General features: G+C 50.9%; 17 protein-coding genes. 12 read left to right on the forward strand and 5 right to left on the reverse strand.

The features are described from left to right. Positions 1 to 13 precede the first annotated feature (13 nt). Positions 14 to 1,051, reverse strand: a complete 1,038-nt coding sequence (locus BWI93_RS13825) for a serine hydrolase (RefSeq protein WP_094812252.1) — start codon at positions 1,049 to 1,051, stop codon at positions 14 to 16. A gap of 317 nt (positions 1,052 to 1,368) precedes the next feature. On the opposite strand from BWI93_RS13825, the gene BWI93_RS13830 reads away from it, so the two are divergent. The 9 genes from BWI93_RS13830 (at position 1,369) to BWI93_RS13865 (ending at position 14,449) form a co-directional block, all read left to right on the forward strand. Continuing rightward, entirely contained in the window at positions 1,369 to 2,259 is an 891-nt protein-coding gene (locus tag BWI93_RS13830; protein ID WP_094812254.1) for an AraC family transcriptional regulator, read from the forward strand. Between the two features lie 100 nt (positions 2,260 to 2,359). Next, complete coding sequence (locus BWI93_RS13835) at positions 2,360 to 2,578, forward strand: DUF4287 domain-containing protein (RefSeq protein ID WP_094812256.1); 219 nt, start codon at positions 2,360 to 2,362, stop codon at positions 2,576 to 2,578. A 286-nt stretch (positions 2,579 to 2,864) separates the two neighbouring features. Then, positions 2,865 to 5,180: a S9 family peptidase gene (locus BWI93_RS13840; RefSeq protein WP_094812258.1), complete on the forward strand. Its 2,316-nt coding sequence runs from the start codon at positions 2,865 to 2,867 to the stop codon at positions 5,178 to 5,180. Between the two features lie 244 nt (positions 5,181 to 5,424). Next, positions 5,425 to 6,012, forward strand: a complete 588-nt coding sequence (locus BWI93_RS13845) for an RNA polymerase sigma factor (protein WP_094812260.1) — start codon at positions 5,425 to 5,427, stop codon at positions 6,010 to 6,012. A 93-nt stretch (positions 6,013 to 6,105) separates the two neighbouring features. After that, the gene (locus tag BWI93_RS13850; RefSeq protein ID WP_094812262.1) at positions 6,106 to 7,170 is read left to right on the forward strand and encodes a FecR family protein; all 1,065 of its coding nucleotides are present in this window, start codon (positions 6,106 to 6,108) and stop codon (positions 7,168 to 7,170) included. Positions 7,171 to 7,378: 208 nt separating this feature from the next. After that, the gene (locus tag BWI93_RS13855; RefSeq protein ID WP_255157869.1) at positions 7,379 to 10,642 is read left to right on the forward strand and encodes a TonB-dependent receptor; all 3,264 of its coding nucleotides are present in this window, start codon (positions 7,379 to 7,381) and stop codon (positions 10,640 to 10,642) included. Beyond that, positions 10,591 to 10,857 carry a hypothetical protein gene (locus BWI93_RS28850; RefSeq protein ID WP_255157870.1) on the forward strand — a complete coding sequence of 89 codons (267 nt, stop codon included), beginning with the start codon at positions 10,591 to 10,593 and terminating at the stop codon, positions 10,855 to 10,857. The genes BWI93_RS13855 and BWI93_RS28850 overlap by 52 nt, the downstream gene beginning before the upstream one ends. A gap of 21 nt (positions 10,858 to 10,878) precedes the next feature. Then, positions 10,879 to 12,324: a RagB/SusD family nutrient uptake outer membrane protein gene (locus BWI93_RS13860; protein WP_094812264.1), complete on the forward strand. Its 1,446-nt coding sequence runs from the start codon at positions 10,879 to 10,881 to the stop codon at positions 12,322 to 12,324. Positions 12,325 to 12,328: 4 nt separating this feature from the next. Further along, complete coding sequence (locus BWI93_RS13865; RefSeq protein ID WP_255157871.1) at positions 12,329 to 14,449, forward strand: alpha-galactosidase; 2,121 nt, start codon at positions 12,329 to 12,331, stop codon at positions 14,447 to 14,449. 6 nt (positions 14,450 to 14,455) lie between these two features. Here BWI93_RS13865 and BWI93_RS13870 read toward each other — a convergent pair whose 3' ends face one another. Next, entirely contained in the window at positions 14,456 to 15,631 is a 1,176-nt protein-coding gene (locus BWI93_RS13870) for a sensor histidine kinase KdpD (protein ID WP_094812266.1), read from the reverse strand. A gap of 271 nt (positions 15,632 to 15,902) precedes the next feature. On the opposite strand from BWI93_RS13870, the gene BWI93_RS13875 reads away from it, so the two are divergent. After that, positions 15,903 to 16,355: a two-component system response regulator gene (locus tag BWI93_RS13875; RefSeq protein ID WP_141217461.1), complete on the forward strand. Its 453-nt coding sequence runs from the start codon at positions 15,903 to 15,905 to the stop codon at positions 16,353 to 16,355. A 52-nt stretch (positions 16,356 to 16,407) separates the two neighbouring features. Here the strand turns inward: BWI93_RS13875 and BWI93_RS13880 are convergent, their stop codons facing one another. From BWI93_RS13880 to BWI93_RS13890, 3 genes are read right to left on the reverse strand one after another with little or no spacing between them, the layout of a single operon-like run. After that, the gene (locus BWI93_RS13880) at positions 16,408 to 16,722 is read right to left on the reverse strand and encodes a DUF3817 domain-containing protein (RefSeq protein ID WP_094812270.1); all 315 of its coding nucleotides are present in this window, start codon (positions 16,720 to 16,722) and stop codon (positions 16,408 to 16,410) included. A 2-nt stretch (positions 16,723 to 16,724) separates the two neighbouring features. After that, entirely contained in the window at positions 16,725 to 17,186 is a 462-nt protein-coding gene (locus tag BWI93_RS13885) for a hypothetical protein (RefSeq protein WP_094812272.1), read from the reverse strand. Between the two features lie 48 nt (positions 17,187 to 17,234). Then, entirely contained in the window at positions 17,235 to 17,852 is a 618-nt protein-coding gene (locus BWI93_RS13890; protein WP_255157872.1) for a TetR/AcrR family transcriptional regulator, read from the reverse strand. A 191-nt stretch (positions 17,853 to 18,043) separates the two neighbouring features. Here BWI93_RS13890 and BWI93_RS13895 point away from each other — a divergent pair, with 191 nt between their 5' ends. Together BWI93_RS13895 and BWI93_RS13900 are read left to right on the forward strand one after the other, a co-directional pair. After that, positions 18,044 to 19,042 (forward strand): erythromycin esterase family protein, encoded by a 999-nt coding sequence (locus BWI93_RS13895; protein ID WP_094812276.1) that lies wholly within the window; start codon positions 18,044 to 18,046, stop codon positions 19,040 to 19,042. A 39-nt stretch (positions 19,043 to 19,081) separates the two neighbouring features. After that, positions 19,082 to 20,146, forward strand: coding sequence for a zinc-binding dehydrogenase (locus BWI93_RS13900; protein WP_094812278.1), 1,065 nt, complete (start codon positions 19,082 to 19,084; stop codon positions 20,144 to 20,146). The last annotated feature ends 35 nt before the right edge of the window (positions 20,147 to 20,181 follow it).

A 20,181-nucleotide genomic window follows, 5' to 3' on the forward strand; every position in this document is an offset into this window, starting at 1 on the left:
ATGCTCTTTACGACTATTGACCCCCCAACTCTTCCTCAATAAGTTGTAATAACTGTGGTAGCTTTGCGTGGTCATTATTGCAGAGTACAATCACGGTCTTATCAGCCTCGATGTACCGGATGATTTCGTTCTTGTACCCGGGATTGTCTCCACTGTGGCGAACTACTTTACCCAGCCGTGGATGCTGTTGAATCTTCCAGCCAAATCCGTAATTAGAGAGTGAATCGTTGCTCAGACGAGCGGGCGAAAAGGCTTCCTGCAAGGTGGTGGGACTGACCAGTTGCGTGGTATACAAAACCCGATCCCAGCGGAGCAAATCGTTGGTTGTCGCACTCATTCGGCCCGGCCCTTTCCGATTGCCCAGCCAGATGGCGTAGTTGAACTGAGGAAACGAATCCGCCCGAACGTATTGCTTCTTTTCCGGAACGTACAAATGACCCCAGGCCATCCGTTCCAGAGTCTTTTTTTCGGACAATGATCGAATGTCAGTATCCTTCATTCCCAGCGGTCGGTAGATACGGGAGCGGGAAAATGCGATGAAATCTTCCCCGGAAACCTTCTCCGCAATACTTGCCAGGAGCATGTAGCCGGTGTTGCTGTATTCGTAGCGGCTACCGGGCTCAAACCGACGTTCGGGATGGTATTGAATCAAATACGCAATATTATCCGCATTGCCTGCTACCTTACTCTTGTCCCAGTGCTGGTCCATTACTTCCTGATAATCGGGCAATCCGGAGGTATGATTCAGCAAATGCCGGATGGTTACGCCGGGGTACGGCAAACCCGGCAAATAGTTTTCGATGGGGTCGTCATACTGGAGTTTGCCTGCTTTTTTCAGCAAAAGAATCGTCATGGCGGTGAACTGCTTGGAAAGAGAGGCGAGTTCAAAGACCGACGTCGTCGTCATGGATTGACGGGTGTCAAAATTCTGGTACCCGAAAGCCCGATGGTACACAGGTTTCCCTTTTTCGGCGATCAGTACTACACCGCTAAAATCCGGAGCCGTCCGGAAAAAGGCGTCCAGCGGTTGAGCGACGCCAGCGGGGTGCATTCGTTTCTGACAGGAAATAAACAGGATACTAAGCGATACAAAGGTCAGTCAGCTTTTCATAGGGAAGAACGGATTCAGTTTTCCAAAATACACATTTCCTAGATTCCTTCCGCTAGCGTGGGTAGATACAACTGTATATATTGTACCTGTACACTTTTCTGCTGTACGTTATTTTGTGCTAGTTCTTCCGGGAAATGAGTTAGTCCTGCCCGACCGCGGACCGGTACCTTTGTCAAAAAATGGTTGTTTGCCTCGGAGATAAGGTTTCCCTTAAATTCATACTACCTAACTAAACTTTAAACGCGTATCTTGAAGCGATGAAACATTTTAAAACCCTGAGTGACCTGCACCGGGCGAATGGCTGGCCTCCGCCGGAACATCCGCTACTGAGTCTGGCGAATTGCAACCGGGATTGTCCGCTGGGCGACCGGGAGTTTACCAGCGATGCGTACCTGATTGGCTTCAAAAAGTTAAAAGCGGGCGTGATTCGGTACGGACGCACGCAGTACGATCACAGCAATGGGTCGATGATGTTCGTCAAGCCCCGGCAGATTATTGAAATGCGGGATCTGGAGCTTGAAGAAAAAGGCTTTATGATTTTTATTCACGAAGATTTTCTGAATGGACATGAGTTGCATCATACGATCCAGAAGTACGGTTTCTTTGATTACGAGGTCAACGAAGCCCTGCACCTGTCGCCGAAAGAAGAAGAACTCATCTGGAGCCTGCACGAAAAGATCAGTACCGAATACACCAATAATCCGGACGAGTACAGCCGGGAAATTATGCTGAGCCACCTGGCTTCCATTCTGATGTACGCTCAGCGGTTTTATAAACGGCAGTTCATCAATCGGACGGAGCTTTCGGGGAAAATGATTTCTAAATTCAACCGGGTTTTGACACAGTACCTGGAAGCGGGGACTTTGCAGGAAAAGGGGCTTCCCTCGGTCAACGCCATGGCAGATACCCTAAACGTTTCTCCGCGTTACCTGAGTGATTTGCTCAAGCAGGAAACGGGCAAAACCGCCATGGATTTGATCCACCTCTTTTTGATTTCCGAAGCGAAAAACCGCTTGCTGGCCGAGGATCAGAACATTGCCTCTGTGGCTTATCAGTTAGGTTTCGAAAACGTTTCGTACTTCACCCGGCTTTTCAAGAAACAGGTGGGTTTGAAACCTTTTGAGTTTAAGAAAATGAACTTGAATTAAAGGCAGTGGGCGGCTGTAAGGAATGTTCCTGATGAGCGTGCGGTCACTGTCTTCGTTGACCAGTTACTTTTTTACTTGACCTCTAACCAACACAGATCCTATGTCTTTCCAAGCGTATCTTGACAACATCAAAGCCAAAACGGGTAAGTCCCCGGAAGACTTTAAGAAGCTCGCCGAAGCGAAAAACTTTATGATAGATGGAGTACTCAATCCTGCTATAAAAGCCACCGCTATCACGAATTGGCTGAAGGAAGAATTTGAGCTGGGACACGGCCACGCCATGGCGATTTATGCGACGTTTAAGGGGAAGACCGAGTGATCGCTTTGTGAAGACTCCTACTGGGTAATCGTGCCGGTCAGATGACGGATTCTGTACCTGCGATGTCCGTACAAGAGCGGGTTTGCAAAGGGTTTTGTTCTATACAGCTATACTGGTTTCAGACCTTCGTATCTTCTCGTCGTGTAGACGAAAGATCCAAGCGTCCGTTAAAAGGGTCGATTTTAATTCAGGCCAAGTCTATTAATCAGGCCTGGATGTGCTGAAAATGCCGTATTTTACACGATCATTTTCCCATATAAAGCATCCTTAACCAGAACCCCTTTCTATGAACGCTTGGAGTACATTTGTGCTTTCAACTGTATTGACGGGTACGGTGTGGGCTCAGCAAACCCCTTCCCTATCGGCCCAGGATTACGCCCGGGCCGAGCGTATGCTGGCCTCCACCACACAGCAGTACATTGATCATACCGCCAGTCGACCCGTATGGTTGGCAAAAGACCGCTTCGTTTACCGCACCCTTACGCCCCAAGGCAGTGAATTCATTCTGGTCGATCCAGCCAAGGCGACGCGTTTACCAGCGTTCAATCATCAGAAAGTCGCGGAGGCGTTGTCTTCCGCCACGGGCAAAACGTATACGGCCCAACGACTGCCGTTTCAGGAAGTAACGTTCACGCCCGACGAAAAAGCGATTCTGTTTGCGTCCGGTGGTAAATCCTGGCAATACGATTTGACCAGCGGTCAGCTTACCACGGCGAAAGAGAAGGCGAAAGCCCGCCGTAATGAGTCCCTTTCCCCCGATGGAAAAAAAGCGGCATTCATTAAAGATTACAACCTCTGGGTACGGGATCTGGCGACGAATCAGCTTACTCAGCTGACGACCGATGGTATCAAAGATTTCGGTTACGCCACCGATAACGCGGGCTGGAAGCACAGCGACCGGGCCATTCTGCTCTGGTCACCCGATTCCAAAAAAATCGCCACCTTTCAACAGGACGAACGAAAAGTGGGTGAAATGTACCTAGCCATCACCAACGTAGGTCATCCCACGCTGGAACAGTGGAAATATCCACTCCCCGGTGATAGTGCCGTAGCGATGCTGCACCGCGTCGTCATCGAGGTTGAGAATCCGAAAGTCATTCGCTTACAGGTAGCTCCGGATCCGCACCGCTCTACCCTGGGCGACGATATTTCATCCATGGGTAAACTCAGTGATGTCGCCTGGAACGACGATGCTACGCAACTGCTTTTCGTGTCCACCTCCCGCGATCATAAGCAGGAAAAAATTCGAATGGCCGATGCGACGACGGGACAGGTTCGGGAAATTTTCCAGGAAACGTCTCCAACGCAATTTGAGTCCGGCCACGAAGGCATCAGCTGGCGGTACTTACCCAAAACCAACGAAATCATCTGGTACTCCGAGCGGGACGACTGGGGCCATCTATACCTCTACGATGCCACCAGCGGTCAACTAAAACAGCAGATTACCAAAGGCGAATGGCTGGTAACCGACGTACTGAGTGTGGACGAAAAAAACCGGGTCATCTACTTCATGGCCAATGGCAAAGAACCCGGCAATCCGTACTATTCGCACCTCTATAAAATCGGTCTGGATGGCAAGAAGCTGACGTTACTCACGCCCGAACGGGGTAAACACCTGACGACCCTCTCGCCGTCGGGAGCGTATTTCGTCGATACGTATTCAGAACCGGATGTACCTCCAATTATGGTACTTCGTTCGAATACGGGTAAGCTCGTAGCAACGCTGGAAAAAACGGACTTGAGCCGCCTGCAGGCAACGGGCTGGAAACCGCCCATTCCTTTCTCCGTCAAAGCACACGACGGCAAAACGGACGTGTACGGACTTCTGTACACCCCAACCAAGCTCGATTCCACGAAAAAATACCCCGTCATTGATTACATCTATCCCGGCCCTCAGGGCGGTAGTGTACGGAACTTCTCGTTTACGGCTTCGCGGCGGGATAATCAGGCTCTGGCCGAGTTAGGTTTTATTGTGGTAGAACTCGAAGGTACCAGCAATCCGCTACGATCCAAGCGTTTCCACGATATGAGCTACGGCAACATGGCCGACAATACCCTGCCTGATCAGATTGCAGCCATCAAACAGCTCGCGGCGGTGCGTACCTACATGGATACCAGCCGTGTAGGCATTTGGGGGCATTCAGGCGGCGGCTTTGCTACGGCTTGTGCAATGTTTGTATACCCCGACTTCTTTAAAGTGGGTATTTCCGAATCGGGTAATCACGACAATCGGAACTACGAAGACGACTGGGGCGAGCGATACATTGGTTTGGAGACCAAGAACGCCAAAGGCGTTTCGAACTACGAAGGTCAGGCGAATCAGGTTCACGCCAAAAACCTCAAAGGTAAACTAATGCTGGCCCACGGCATGATGGACGACAACGTTCCACCCTACAATACTCTGCTGGTGGTGGAAGCCCTGGAAAAAGCCAACAAAGATTACGATCTGGTGATTTTTCCCAACAGCCGTCACGGCTTTGGGGCCTATACGAATTACATGATGCGGCGGCGTTGGGACTATTTCGTGCAGCATTTGCTGGGCCTGAATCCTCCCAAAGAATACCTCATCAAAAATGGGACGGATCCCAGAAATGTAGAGTAAACAGTCACTTTAGAGCAAACGCCCGCCAGACAAACCCGGCGGGCGTTTCGTTTTTATGCCCCCTAATTGTCCCTCCTCAGGCGGTCAACCTCTTCTTTTTCAACCGTTTTACAGGGTAAGTCTTTTCCCTATGCCTCTTATTCCTAGCGTTCAGAATTTCAAAGGACAGCTAAAGAAAAATATGATTATACGTCCAGTTAATAGGATAATTTAACGTACTTTATACCCTCAATCAACCGCACCTATGGAACCTATCACCGACGATACACTCTGGCATTTGCTCCGACAGGGCGATCGTTCGGCCTTTGCTCAACTTTACGAGCGGTACTATTCCATCTTGTACAGCTACGGTTATAAACTCTTTCCCCAGGCAACGCTGGTAGAAGACGCCATTCAGGATTTGTTCATTGATCTCTGGCGAATGCGGGAGAACCTTTCAGCGGCCGATTCGGTGAAATTTTACCTGTTCAGATCGCTTCGTCGCAGTATTCATCGTTTGTCCGAAAAGGAAAAAAATCAGTTGCCTTTTACTTTTGATGCGGTAGAGCCAGCCATGGAAGCTTCCTGGATCGATCACGAACAGGAAGCCCTACTGATCCGGCGACTGACCGCTTTGCTTCAAAATTTGCCTGCCCGGCAACGGGAAGTCATTACCCTTCGGTATTACGAAAACTTCAAAACCGAAGAAATTGCTCTCATCATGGGCATTACGGAAAAAGCAGTCCGCAATACGCTTTACAAAGCCCTCACCCAACTCCGGGGCCACCTGCCCGTCATGACGGCACTGATGAGCCTAATGGCTGGTTTGTTACTGGTTTTCTGGGCTTACTAAAAAAAATTCTGTTTTCGAGGGGACATTTGGCTAGCAGGCTGCTCTTGGTTATTGAACGAAGGAAAACCGATCCTGCGTTGTTCGATCCGGCCTATGCCTAGCTACGCTACCTTTTCTGCTGAAGCATTTATTCAAGACGATTTTTTTCGCCGAAGTATTCAGTCGCCCACGGCTGAAACGGACGCGTATTGGCAGGAATTTCTCCGGAATCATCCCGAACAAACGCAGGCCATTCATTCGGCCCGTGCTTTTTTAACAGCACTCGACCAAACGCAAACACGCCCCAGTACCGAACAGGGTGAGCGGATGTGGCAAGTCATCCAGCAGCAAACGCAACCAGAAGCGTATCCGGTGCAAATTTCTGTATCGCACCGCCGTAAGTACGTGTGGTGGGCCGCTGCCGTAATTTTAGTATGTGTAAGCCTGGGCGGTCTTTGGTACAGTCGTACGCAGACTCCAACTTCGGAACAACTCAGCAGCAGGAGTACCCAACTGTCTACCTGGATTCATCGAGTTAATACGACTCAACAGTTGATGACGGTACAACTCGACGATGGCAGTACGGTCATGCTTTCGCCCCAAAGCCAGCTTCGGTATCCGCGTCGCTTTGCTTCAGAGAAGCGGGAAGTGTATCTGACCGGCGAGGGCTTTTTCAAAGTCGCTAAAAACCCAAATCAGCCGTTTTATGTGTTTGCTAAAAATCTGATTACCAAAGTGATCGGCACCAGTTTCCGGATTACGGCCCCGCCGCAAAATCAGAACGTACAGGTAACGGTTCGTAGTGGGAAAGTAGCCGTGTACGCACTTCACAGTTCAGATCATCCGCTCCTCTTAACGGCCAATCAGCAGGTGTACTTTGATACGAGTAGTCAGCAACTCACCAGGAGCGTCGTTCGGGCACCGCTATTACTCAAATCGCCGGAGGGTACGCAATCCTTCGTGTTTGAAGAAACGCCCATCGCTCAGGTCTTTCATACGCTGGAGACTTCTTACGGAGTAACCATTACCTATAATACCGATCTGTTGAACCATTGCCGACTAACGGCTCCGCTGGGCAACGAACCCTTTTTCAAGAAGCTGGATCTGATCTGTCAGACGCTCGGGGCTACCTACGAAGTCTGGGGGAATCAGATCATTATTACGGCCAAAGGCTGTTGAATACCCCTCTTTAGTACTCCTTGTTGAACGCTCTAAACAAAACCTAATGATGCTATTTCACTCCTGGCTTACAATCCCTTAATCGGAATCCGTTCTTATAAAACTCCGATTCGCCCACGTTCTCATTCATTCGATTCCTGGTCCTTCCTTCCGGCAGGTGCCTGTGATCGGTATGCCTTTCTCGCTAACCATTAAACCTCTATTCCGCATGAATAATCGTTGGACTCTCTTTTTGTATCAGTGCCTCAAGCGTACCGGGCTGCCCTTGCTACTGCTGGTGACTTTCGCCGGTATTTCGCTGGCTCGCAGCGGTTTGGCTCAGGAAGTACTGCATCAGCCCGTATCTTTAAACGTCGAAAACCAGGACCTGAAAGCCGTTTTGAATGAACTATCCCGGGCGGCTCGAATCAAGTTTACCTACGTACCTCAGGTGATTGCGGTTGAAAACAAAGTAACGCTGAAGGCCCAGCACGAACGCCTCGACGTGGTACTCGATCGCCTGCTTACGCCGCTGCACATTAGCTACCAGGTTTCCGGTCAATATATTGTGCTACGGAAGCAGACGTCCCAGTCCTCTACATCCAATCCAAACCAGCCTTTTGAAACTACGGCTGACCGGACGATCACGGGAATCGTAACCGATGAAAAAGGGGAAGCCATTCCGGGCGTGAGTGTATTGCTGAAAGGTACCCAGCGGGGAACCGTAACCGATCCGCAGGGCACCTTCCGACTGGCCGTACCGGATGAGTCGGCGGTACTGCTGTTTAGCTTCGTGGGGTACAAATCACAGGAAATTCCCGTGGGTTCTCAAACGCAACTGAGCGTACAATTGCTCAGCGACGAAACCTCTCTTTCGGAAGTAGTCGTGGTTGGGTACGGAACCGTTCGGCGGGCGGATGTGACGGCAGCCATTGCTTCAGTACCCATGAATGAGCTGAAAGACATGCCCGTTTCCAACGCAGCGACGGCCTTACAGGGCAAAATTGCGGGGGTGATCGTCCAGCAGAATAATGGAACCCCCGGCAGTACGCCCGCCATCAAAGTTCGCGGCTTCGGCTCCATTTCGGCGGGTAATACACCCCTGATCGTAGTCGATGGCAACATTGTAGATCCCAACGTGTTTAGTCTGCTCAATAGCAATGACATTGAAAGCATCGACGTACTCAAAGATGCGTCCTCGGCTGCTATCTACGGTTCAAAAGGGTCCAACGGGGTTATTCTGGTGACCACTAAAGGGGGAAAAATTGGTAAAACCCGATTGAACCTGGACGTCTTCACGGGGGTTCAGGAGGTGACCAAAAAGCTGGACGTGTTAACCTCCCAGCAATTTGCCGAGTTCGGCAAGGAAGCCTCCAACAATGCCTACCTCGACAATGTGCCCGGAGCCTCAATCAATGACCCCAATCCAGCCCGGCCTTCTTCGTACTTACGCTACCGTTATCCCCGCGGTGAAATATTTCCCTGGCTCAACTTTGATGACCCGGCTGCCGTAGCGGCCCTGCCGGACTATCGCTACCAGGATCTCATTTTCCGGAAGGCCCGCATCAGCAATTACCAGCTCAGTGTTTCGGGGGGTACGGACAAAGTGCGGTATCTGGTGAGTGGCGGCTACTTGAGTCAGGACGGTATCATCAAGAAATCAAGCCTGGATCGCTATACCATTCGGGCCAATGTGGACGTCAGCGTAACGCCCAAACTGAAAGTTGGACTGACGCTTAATCCCTCGTACAAGAGCCAGCAGGAAGTACAGTCGAACGGTCACTGGGCCGATAACGGGATCATCAACTCCGCCCTGTCAGCCATGCCTTTTGCACCTATTTACGCGGCAGATGGCATCACCTACTCCTCGCAGACGGCCCTGGCCGCTCCGTACAACTACCCCGGCATTACCAATCCGGTGGCCAATATTAATGAGTACAACAGTCGCTATACTCAGACCAACCTGCTGGGCAACTCCTACCTGGAATACGCCTTTCTGAAGGACCTGAAGTACCGGGCCTCGGCGAACCTTACGTATTCAGGATACCGTCGCAACGCCTACCGTACCTCGCGTATTCCCCTGAATCAGCTATTGCCACCCAACCTGGCCGTGGGTACCATTGCCTCGGATCAAAGCATGAGCTGGCTGTTCAACCAGATTGTCAACTATAACAAAACGTTCCGGGAAGTACACAGTCTGGACCTACTGGTGGGGATGGAGTCGACGCGGCTGAACTACGAAAACAGCGATGGTTCAGCGAGTGCCTACGCGAATGATCTGGTCGAAACGCTGAACGCCAGTGCGGGCGGAGCCACGTCTCGGGTGAGTTCTAGTGCCCGGCAGAATGCTTCGATTTCCTACTTTGCCCGCGTCAACTACAGTTACATGGGCAAGTACCTGGCCAACGTGTCGGTGCGTCGCGATGGTTCGTCCATTTTTGGTTCGCAAAATCGCTGGGGAACGTTTCCGGCGGCTTCGCTGGCCTGGCGGATCAATCAGGAAAATTTCCTCAAAAACGTCTCGCAACTTTCGGAAGCCAAGCTTCGCCTGAGTTACGGTCTTTCCGGAAACAATGCCTTCAACAATTTCTACCCGTACGTGGCTACGCTGAACTCGGACAATTATTCCTTCAACAATAACCTGGTGAATGGGCTGGTTCCGGCTTCGCTGGCCAATACGCAGCTGGGCTGGGAGAAAAACCAGCAGTTGGACGCCGGACTGGATCTGGGTATCTTCTCGAACCGGATTTATCTGGTGGTGGACTACTACCAGCGTATCACCCGCGATCTGCTGCTTTCCGTAAACGTACCTTCCGTATCCGGTTTTACGACGGCTACCAAGAACATCGGCAAGATGGAAAACAAGGGCTGGGAATTTGGGCTGAATACCCGGAATTTAACGGGAAGCCTGACCTGGAATACCAGTGCCAACGTTTCCTTTAACCGGAATAAAGTACTGGCTCTCGGGCCCACGGGTGATCCGATCAAAAGCTCCAGCGGCATCGGCGAAACCAACATTACGCAGATCGGGTCTCCCATTGGCAGCTTCTATGGCTACCGACAAATCGGTATCTTCAACAATCAGGCCGATCTGGACGCCTATCCCCACGATGCAACGTCCCGGCCCGGTGACGTGAAGTACGAAGACGTAAACAAGGACGGAAAAATCACGGCGGATGACCGTACCCTGATCGGCAACAACCAGCCCGATTTCATTTACAGCCTGACCAACACGTTCAGTTACAAAGGCTTTGACCTGAGTATTGCCTTACAGGGAACGCAGGGCGGTCAGGTACTGAACCTGAGTCGGCGGTTTTTTGAAAACCTGGAAGGCAATGCGAACCAGATTACGACGGTGCTCTCCCGCTGGCGTTCGCCGAATGATCCCGGTAATGGCGTGACGCCTCGAGCCACGCCCGCACCACGGGCAATAATAACGCCGTGTCTTCCCGCTGGGTGGAGGATGGTTCGTACCTCCGCATCCAAAACGTGAGTATCGGTTATCAGTTACCCAAACCCTGGCTTGACCGGATTGGTCTGGAACAGGCTCGTCTGTACGTTTCGGGTCAGAACCTGCACACCTGGACCAAGTACCTTAACTACAACCCTGAAGTGAGCAACTACGAAGGACCGCTCACGGGTGGGGTCGATTACGGCTACTACCCATTGGCTCGTACGGTTACCATCGGCCTTAATCTTGGTTTTTAACGAACCTCTCAAACCGATCTTATGAAAGCATCGCTTGTTTATACTACCTTGGCCCTTAGCTTACTAGCTACTTCCTGCCAGAATTCTTTTATTGATTTACAACCCATTTCCTCGGCTAGCACCGATAATTTTTACCGGACTGCCGAAGATTTTCGCATCGCGGTTAACGGTGCCTATGCTTCCCTGCAAATGGGTGGCATTACGGGCAACAGTTACGTATTTGGCGAGGTAGCTTCGGACAATACGGTACCGCCCGCTTCGGGTTCCGTCACGGATCAGGATGAGTTCGATCGGTTTTACATCCGTACGACCAATCCTTTCATCAATGGCCGCTGGAATGACAGCTACAACGCCATTGCCCGGTACAATACCATTCTCGACCGCATTAACGCCGTCAGTATGGACGAGACACTGAAGGGCCGCTACATCGCCGAAGTAAAAGCCTTACGGGCTCACGTGTACTTCAATCTGGTTCGGACGTTCGGCGATGTACCGCTGGTACTCAAATCGATGACTACGCCGGATGAAGGCTATGCGTACGGTCGTTCGCCCCGAACCGAAGTGTACGCCCAGATTGAAAAAGACCTGAGCGAAGCCGAAGGTGTATTACCCGTTTCGTACGCGGCTGCCGACCTGGGTCGGGTTACCCGGGGAGCCGCCAAAGCTCTTTTGGGAAAGGTCTATCTGACGCAGCGGAAGTACGCACCAGCGGCGTCTAAACTGAAAGAAGTAATCGATTTAAATGTCTATGACCTGCTCCCTTCGTACGCCGAGGTGTTTAGGGTCGGCAATAAAAACAATAAAGAGTCGGTCTTCGATGTGCAGTATAAATCGGGCGGAGCCGGGGAAGGCAACCCCTGGCCCAATGACTTCGCCCCGGAGAACTCCGGTAATGCAGTCATTGCCTTTGGTGGTTCGGGAAATAATCAGCCCTCGGCGGACCTGATTGCCGCCTACGAAGTGGGTGATGTACGGAAAGACGTTTCACTGGCCACTTCTTACGTGAACGCCAGCGGTCAGACTATTCCGGCAAATTTTGTGAAGAAGTACTACGACGTACCCGTTACTCGGGGCGATAATGGCAACAACATTCCCCTGATTCGCTACGCCGATGTTTTGCTGATGTACGCGGAGGCTTTGAACGAAGTTTCTTATCAGCCCGAAGCACTCACCTATCTCAACCGCATTCGTACGCGTGCCGGATTAAAAGCTAAAACCATCGCTGATGTTCCCGATCAGGCGGCATTCCGGCTGGCCATCGAACAGGAACGACGCATAGAACTGGCTTTTGAAGGGCACCGCTGGTTTGATCTGGTACGGACGGGGCGGGCCATTTCGGTCCTAAACAGCAAAAAAGATCAGATTCGACTGGTGAATACACTGACGGAAAACAATCTCGTTTTCCCGGTTCCGCAGGCTCAGATTGACATCAATCGCGACAAAATCAAACAAAATCCGGGGTATTAATTAAATGGGCCGGGCAGTGAACCTGCCCGGCTTTCGTATTTTTATGAGCTTACGCATTGGACTTAGTTTAGGTTTAGTACTGGTTTCCTTAGTAACCTCCGCTCAATCGTCGCTGACTTCCTGCCGGGCTGAGTTGGTAGGTGATACGTTACGATTGGGGAATGCCTTCATCGAACGCCTGTATCTGTTCAATCAGGGGCAGTTGCGTACGGTGGCCGTCATCGACAAAGCCCGGAACAAACGCTGGAATCTGAACAGTCAGCATCCTGATTTTTCTTTCCCGAATACTATGGTTTCGGCTTCGGTTCAGGGAAGTTTTACCCATAAAAACGTCGCGGCTACGGCCACTACGCCAGCGTACGTACAGGCGGAGGTACTGACACCCCTGGGTGATTTGTGGCTGAAACGCGTCTTCCGCATTTATCCGGATTGCCCGGCCATTGCCTGCGATTATTACCTCAAGGGCCATCTACCATTCGCCGAGCAACGAGGCGAAGCAAATGCCTATGACCTGCGGAACATCGAATCGCAGGCGGCCCAGCAAGCCGGACAGGCCCAGGCTGCTTTCATGGATCGACTGACGCTCCCGAGTCTGCACGTACAGGCCAAGGCGGTCGAGTTCTTCGATGCTACGGATCAGAATAATACCCTCGTACAGGAGTATCCTCGCCTGGCCTATCGTCAGGAAGTACGCTTACGGGGCAATCTGCTGTTTTTTCAGGAAGTCGGTCAGCCGACGGGCTGGTTTTTTCTGAAAGAGGCTCCCGTATCTGGGGTACAATTGGCGTATCCGGGTTTTGATTTTACCCTGAAAACCAACGAAGTGAAGGTGGCTGGATTGGGTATTGCACCGCAGGATCTACGTCCCGATATCTGGGTACGCGGTTACAGCGTAGTACTCGGCCTTAGTGATGGTACGGAAACCGGAGCCCTGTTGGCTCTTCGTTCGTATCAGCGTCAGCTTCGGCAGTCGCCCGCGGATGAAATGATTCTGCTCAATACCTGGGGCGACCGCGGACAGGACAAAAACATCAACGAATCCTTCGTACGGGAGGAATTGAAACGGGCCGCCCGGCTGGGCATTACGCATTTTCAGCTGGACGATGGCTGGCAGCAGGGCAAGAGTGCCAACTCCGCCTTCCAAGGGGGCAGTTTTACCAACATCTGGCAAAAGCCGGATTACTGGCGACCCGACCCCGCCAAATTTCCCAACGGTTTTACGTCACTCCGGCAGGATGCCGAGAAAGCCGGAATTTCCCTTTCGACCTGGTTTAATCCGAGCATAGACAGCAGCTTTAAGTACTGGGATAAAGACGCGTCGGTACTCATCGATCAGTACCGCACTTACGGCATTCACATGTGGAAGATTGATGGCGTCCGGATTGCCGACAAGCAGGCGGAACTTAACTTTCGAAAAATGCTCGATACCGTCATGCAGGTTACGCAGGGAAAGGCCTTGTTCAATCTGGACGTTACCGCAGGACGACGGTTTGGCTATCACTATTTCTACGAATACGGAAATCTGTTTCTGGAAAATCGATACACCGACTGGGCTAATTACTATCCTCACTATACGCTGCGAAATTTGTGGATGCTTTCGCGGTATGTACCCCCGCAACGCCTGCAGATTGAATTTCTAAACAAGTGGCGAAACACGGATAAATATCCCAAAGACGATCCGTATAGTCCGGGTCGGTATTCCTTCGACTATCTCTTTGCCGTGACGATGCCCGGCCAGCCGCTGGCCTGGATGGAAGCCCGTAATTTACCCGAGGAGGCCTTTACACTGTCAGAATTGATCAGCGTTTACCGAAAACACAGTCGTGACTGGCACCGGGGTGCCATCTTTCCGGTGGGCGATACGCCGACGGGTACGAGCTGGACGGGTTTTCAATCCCTGCCCGATTCACCAAATGTGGGCTACGTGCTGGTTTTCCGGGAAAATCATCCGCAAAGCCAGGGTGTTTTTTCACTGATGAAGCTCCGTCCGGGGCGTTACTCGTTCACCCTACTGGCTGGCGAAGGCAAGAGTTTTCGTACGCAAGTGGGTACAGAGGCTAAAGTCGCCTTTCAGTTACCTACACCCCGTAGTTTTGGCTGGTACCGCTACGAAAAGATGCCCTGAGCGATTTTATGCCGTCACCTCCGCCAGGCTGGGCATGGTTCCCATAAAATGAATTTCGTACCGGACGCTCCCATCGCCGACCGGGTTTACGTACAGCCGGGCTCCAATGGATTGACTCAGATGTTTCATTAAAAATAAGGGCAGATTTTCGCTGATGGTGTGTTCGGAACGGTCGCTTTGTTTCGGTTGTAACTCCTGGGAAAGTCGCTGGAAATGAGCGAGTCTGAGGGGCTGAACCGGCGTGGTATCCTGAATCGTAACTACCCAGACCGATTCATCCCGGATATCCCAGGATACCGTCATTTTACCCGCCCGCTGGGAGCCTTCCGGAGTTTGCCGAATCAGATACACCAGCAAGGTTTGAATCAGCCGCTCGGCCTGTTGGGCATCGGTCCATACGTACAACTGTTCCAGGCCACTGGCCAGTAGCGTCAGTCCCCGAGCCAGGGCCTTGGGTCGGGTTCGTTCGATGATGTGTTGGAGGAGAGCCGCCGCGTCGAAGCGTTCGGGCGTTTCTTTCAGTGTTTTAAGGCGGGCTAATTCCGTAATACCTTCCACTAACGTATGAACGTTCTCCAGATTACGGTGCAGGATCTGTAAAATCTGTTGCCGCTGTTCAGGCGTTCGGTCTGCCTCGCTAATCAGCGAAGCCGCTCCTTCCACCATCCCCAGGCTACCGCGTAAATCATGGGTGGTAGTCCGCATGAATTCACTACGTTCCTGTTCCAGTTGGTTTAGCCAACTGAGGGTTTGCTGGGCCTCCTGCATCTGCCGCTGCTGCACTTCCGTCTGTAAGGCTGTATACTGTTCGGTAATCTCTTCGATTACCTCGTCAAAAAACGTACTGATCTGCTCATGGCTTGCCTCCATCGGCCTGTTGTACTGTTGCCCATACCCATAAATCATCTGGCGGACGGCTTTTCGCAGGCAGGCCATTTCCTTCAGTACCTTCCGTAGGGAATACCCCTGCTGGTAGCCATACCGACCCAGATCTGCCGCCATCCGGAAAGTGTTCATTGAAACCGGCTGTTCCAGTAAACGCCCCAGCAGCTGTCGTACGCAATTCTGAGCTACTTCGTGAGCGAGATACCGGGTTTCGGACCGCTGGGTATCACAACTGACACGCCAATGCTCAAGTAAGGCATTTTGTTGAGCATGGAGATAAACAGCCAGAGATTCCATAGGGTATACCGGGTCAAAGGATCATTGAAACCTCTGCAATATACCGGGTAATATATGGCAGGGACTACTTCACGTTTGTTCCCGTGCATTTCTTACCGTAAGTCAAAGCACGGTTCTGGGCTATTCAGGAGCCTTTCGTACAATCCTAAAAATAAATATAAGCATTAGTATTCTAATCCTCAGGACTTTGTTTGTGAAGTATAGGTTAGGGTGCCTTTTTCAGGATGAAATCAAAAACATTTCCAGCATTTTTGCAGTTCAAACAGCATGTTTGAAACGTAATACACCGCCGAAACGCATTGAGATGAAAAGTAAGGAGAAACAAGTAGTGTTGATCGTTGAAGACAACAAAGAATATCAGTCTTTATTAGCTCTAGGGCACGAAAAAAGCCGTATCTCCTGTGATTGTGTGTTTGCAGATTCAGCCGAAAATGCCCTTACTTACCTTAGTGAAGAAACGCCAAATCTGATTCTTTCGGATTATGAATTGCCCGGTCTTAATGGGTTACAATTGCTGGATTTACTCAAGAAAAATGATGCCTGGAAGGACATTCCCGTCCTGATGTTTTCCATGTTTGGTACCGACAAGCTCATGGATCGGGCCTACGCCCGCGGAGCCCAGGGCTTTATGGACAAACCCGAGGATTACACCAGTGCCATCGAACTTTGGCAGGACCTCCGTACGTTCCTGCGGTCGAACAAGGCCCTTAGTGATTGGGAATAAACGTCATCCCGTTCATCGGCAAATAACCGGCGACGAACGGGATACTACCCACTCAGGATTTCATCGGTATACGGCTTAGTATGTACCGGTCCACATAAAAGGTTCCGAATGGCACTACGCAGGCTAACAGTACTTTCCAGGTGGTGGTTTTGAATCGCCAGTTCTGCTCTATACCTACGCTGAGCGTATTGATCACAAAAAGTAGAAACAGTCCGCCGTGAATGGGCCCTATGAGCTTAGTCAAGGCCGGGTTTTGTGCGTAATATTTAAGCGGTACGGCCACAAGTACCAAAACTAACAGGGAAATGCCCTCCAGAAAGCCTAGAACCCGTAGGCGGCCCACGCTGCTACTGAATAGATTTTGCATGATTAAAAGGATCTAAAGTAAGGACGAGACGCTAAAGGTGAGAAAGGCCAGGGTATGGCAATAAAAATCAGCAGTAATGCCAGTGCAAAACATACAACCTGCGTACCGAATTTACCGTTAGCGGTAGTTTTGCGTTTTGCGATGGAAGAACCGAGCGTAATACCCACGATTGCCAGCAGCATTAAAGCGATATGAATAATGCTGAAAAAGAAAGGTTCGGCAAGCTCCTCTTTCCGAGAAGTGCCAAAATAGTAAGACACCAACGGACTCTGCGTATACAGAATTATTCCGATCAGCAGTTGTACGTGAGCGATGGTAGCCGTCCAGTGACGTACGGAATCATCCGTCTTCGTAAAAGATCGCCCGGATCGGTAGCCCTGAATGGCACGAACCAACGCGTAGATCAGACTTAACAGAACCAGCCAGCGAAAAATGGCATGCAGAAAAAGTAAGGCAGGATACATAAGGGGGACAATAGAACATACTACTGAGTATGTTTTTAGTGAAAAAAATTAACGCAGGGCCTGTAGGTAATTTTTTAATTCTTTGAGATACATCACGTAACACGACCTTCCCAGGACCTTACCCAGATTCCGTACGCCACTATAACCGGTAAGAATGAATGATGCTACCTGAGCGGGGTTCACCTCATCGCGAATGATTTGTCGATTCTGACCTTGCCGCAGGCTTTCCTGAATGGCCAGATCCCACTGCTGCACAAGCCCCGCCAGTGCCTGTTGAAAAACCGGATTCAGGGCGGCCATTTCATCAATGAAATTAACCGCAGGACAACCGTATTCAATGATAAAGAAGGGATCTTTCAACAGCATATGGTGCATGACCGTATACAAATCCTCCACCGGATCCGTTGCATTTCGTAAGGCTTCAATCATAGCCTGCTGCATGGCTGGTACCATTACTTCCGCAATGACGGCCAGTCCCATTTCGTCCTTGTTTTTGAAATGGTAGTAAAAAGCACCCTTGGTTACCTGCGTCGTAGCGAGGATATCGTCGATACTCGTCGCCTGATAGCCCTTGCGGTACATCAGTCCAAAAGCCTTTTGCAAGATCATAAAACGAGTCGTGGCCGCTTTCGACATAAAATACCAGTTAGTATGTTTTACAAACATACGCGTCCGCTTTAATTCTACCAAACGGTTGACAAAAATTAGGCGTGTACATGCTTTTCTATTCGGGAAAACGGTATGCCCCTACCCCTGATTTTTAAAGCGTATAGAGTGGCACGTGGATTTTCTGTTTTTAAGAACGAACGCTTTGCAGTACCGCCGAGGCGTTCCTTCCACCGAAACCGATCTTAAGTATGCGTACCAGCGATTTGAATCCTGTTTTTCAACCATCGTACCCTTTGGTGACCAGTCGTGACCTGGACCCTTTGCTGGAGCGAATTGGGGAGGCTCGTTGTGTATTACTGGGCGAAGCCTCCCACGGTACGCACGACTATTACATCTGGCGAACAGCCATTACCCAGCGTCTAATCGCCGAAAAAAACTTTCGTCTGTTAGCTGTGGAGGGGGACTGGCCGGATTGCTACCGAATCAATCGGTACATCAAAGGTCTGGATAATACCTCTCAAAGTCCGGTTGAAATCCTGCAAACCTTCAAACGCTGGCCTACCTGGATGTGGGGAAACTGGAAAATAGCCGCCTTGGTAAGCTGGCTGAAAACATATAATACTACACTGTCGCCTGCCGAAAAAACTGGCTTTTATGGACTGGATGTGTACAGCTTGTGGGGATCCATGGTAGGGTATCTCGAAGGAAACGATCCCGTGGCAGCCCGCCTGGTCCACGAAGCGTTAGCCTGTTTTGAACCTTTTGGGGAAGATGAGCAGCGGTACGCCCGGGAACACTATTTCCCGGGCGTATCCTGCCCGGAGCCCCTCACCCAACTGCTTCGGCAGATCCGAAGTAAGGTTCCCAGCTTTGATCACGACCCCGAAGCGGTGGGATTCAGCTCCTACCAGGGTACGGTGAGAGCGGGCAAACGCTGGGGTGCTCCTGAGGAAATCATGCCCGTACCCGCTGCTCAGGAAGGCAGCCTAGAGCATACCCTACACCAGCACTCGGACCTGAACCGGCTCCTGATTTTTAATCGGAATACATCCGGTGTCACCCTACCTCACCGGGCTATTGGCGTGGTCTACGAACCTGAACGCGAACGTTTTGGGAATTATGTATCCACAAAAGTCAATCAGCGGTACGATGCCTTTGTCTATCTGGATCGTACCCGGGCTCTGCATCCCCTTCCGCTGAACACGGACGCCCACAAAATTCCTGAAACTTTTCCATTCAATTATTAATCGTTTTTCTATCCACCTATACATTTTTTAAGAACTCCTATGGATGCTACGATGAAAGCAGCCCTGAAAACGGCTCAGGGCGAATTTGAAGTAAAAGAAGTTGATACGCCTCAGCTACCCAAAGCGGATTGGGTTCGGGCCCGCATTCGGGTTGCGGGCATTTGTGGTACGGATCTTCGCCACTGGAAGAAAGAAGAACCACACCTGGAATGCCGAATTATGGGCCACGAAATGGCGGGCGAAGTGGTAGAGGTCGGTCCGGAAGTAACGCACGTAAAGCCGGGGGATCGGGTCGTTATTGAGACCGTGCTCGGCGATGATACCTGCGAATGGTGCCGGGTTCAGCAGTATAATTTATGTCCGCACCTCTACGAAGTTCGTATGGATACGGTTTCACAGGCATTTGCTACCTACGTGGTCGGACCAGCCAAGAAATTTTACCCACTACCCGATCATGTAAGTTTTGAGGAAGCAACGTTACTGGATACCTTTTCCGTCTGTCTGCACGCCATTCAATTGAGTGGTATCAAAATTAACGATCAGGTCGCCATCATCGGAGCGGGCCCCATTGGCCTGGGTCAGTTACAACTGGCCAAAGCCTGTGGAGCGGATGTAATCGTGTTCGACATTGTGGATTCATCGCTGGAACTGGCTTTGGAGCTGGGAGCAGATCGGGTTGTGAATACGGAAAAAGAAGATGGGTACGCCAAAGTGATGGAATTTACGAAAAACCGGGGTGTCGATATTGCCTTTGAATGTGCGGGTGGCCCTTCGATGCCCGTGACGCTGCCTCAGGCCGTATCCTTTGCCCGAATCGGGGGGAAAGTAGTGATTGTGGGTGGATTTGATGCGGGCAAAACGTCTATCCCGCTGGAATGGCAACATATCCAGATGTCGGAAATAAAACTTATTTGCAGTGCCAGTTACGCATTCTGGGACATTTACCCCGAAATGCAGATGTGCCTGGATTTACTCGCCAAAGGCAAACTCAATGCTGAGAAACTCATTACGCACCGGTTTTCACTGGATGCTATCAACGAGGCCTTTGAAACGGCCCAGAACAAACAAAAAACCGGAGCCGTGTTTGTTGCCCTTCAGATTTAAAGTACTCCCCTGGCTGTATGCGATAACAGCCAGGG

This window comes from Siphonobacter sp. BAB-5385 (assembly GCF_002261125.1).
Lineage (GTDB): Bacteria > Bacteroidota > Bacteroidia > Cytophagales > Spirosomataceae > Siphonobacter.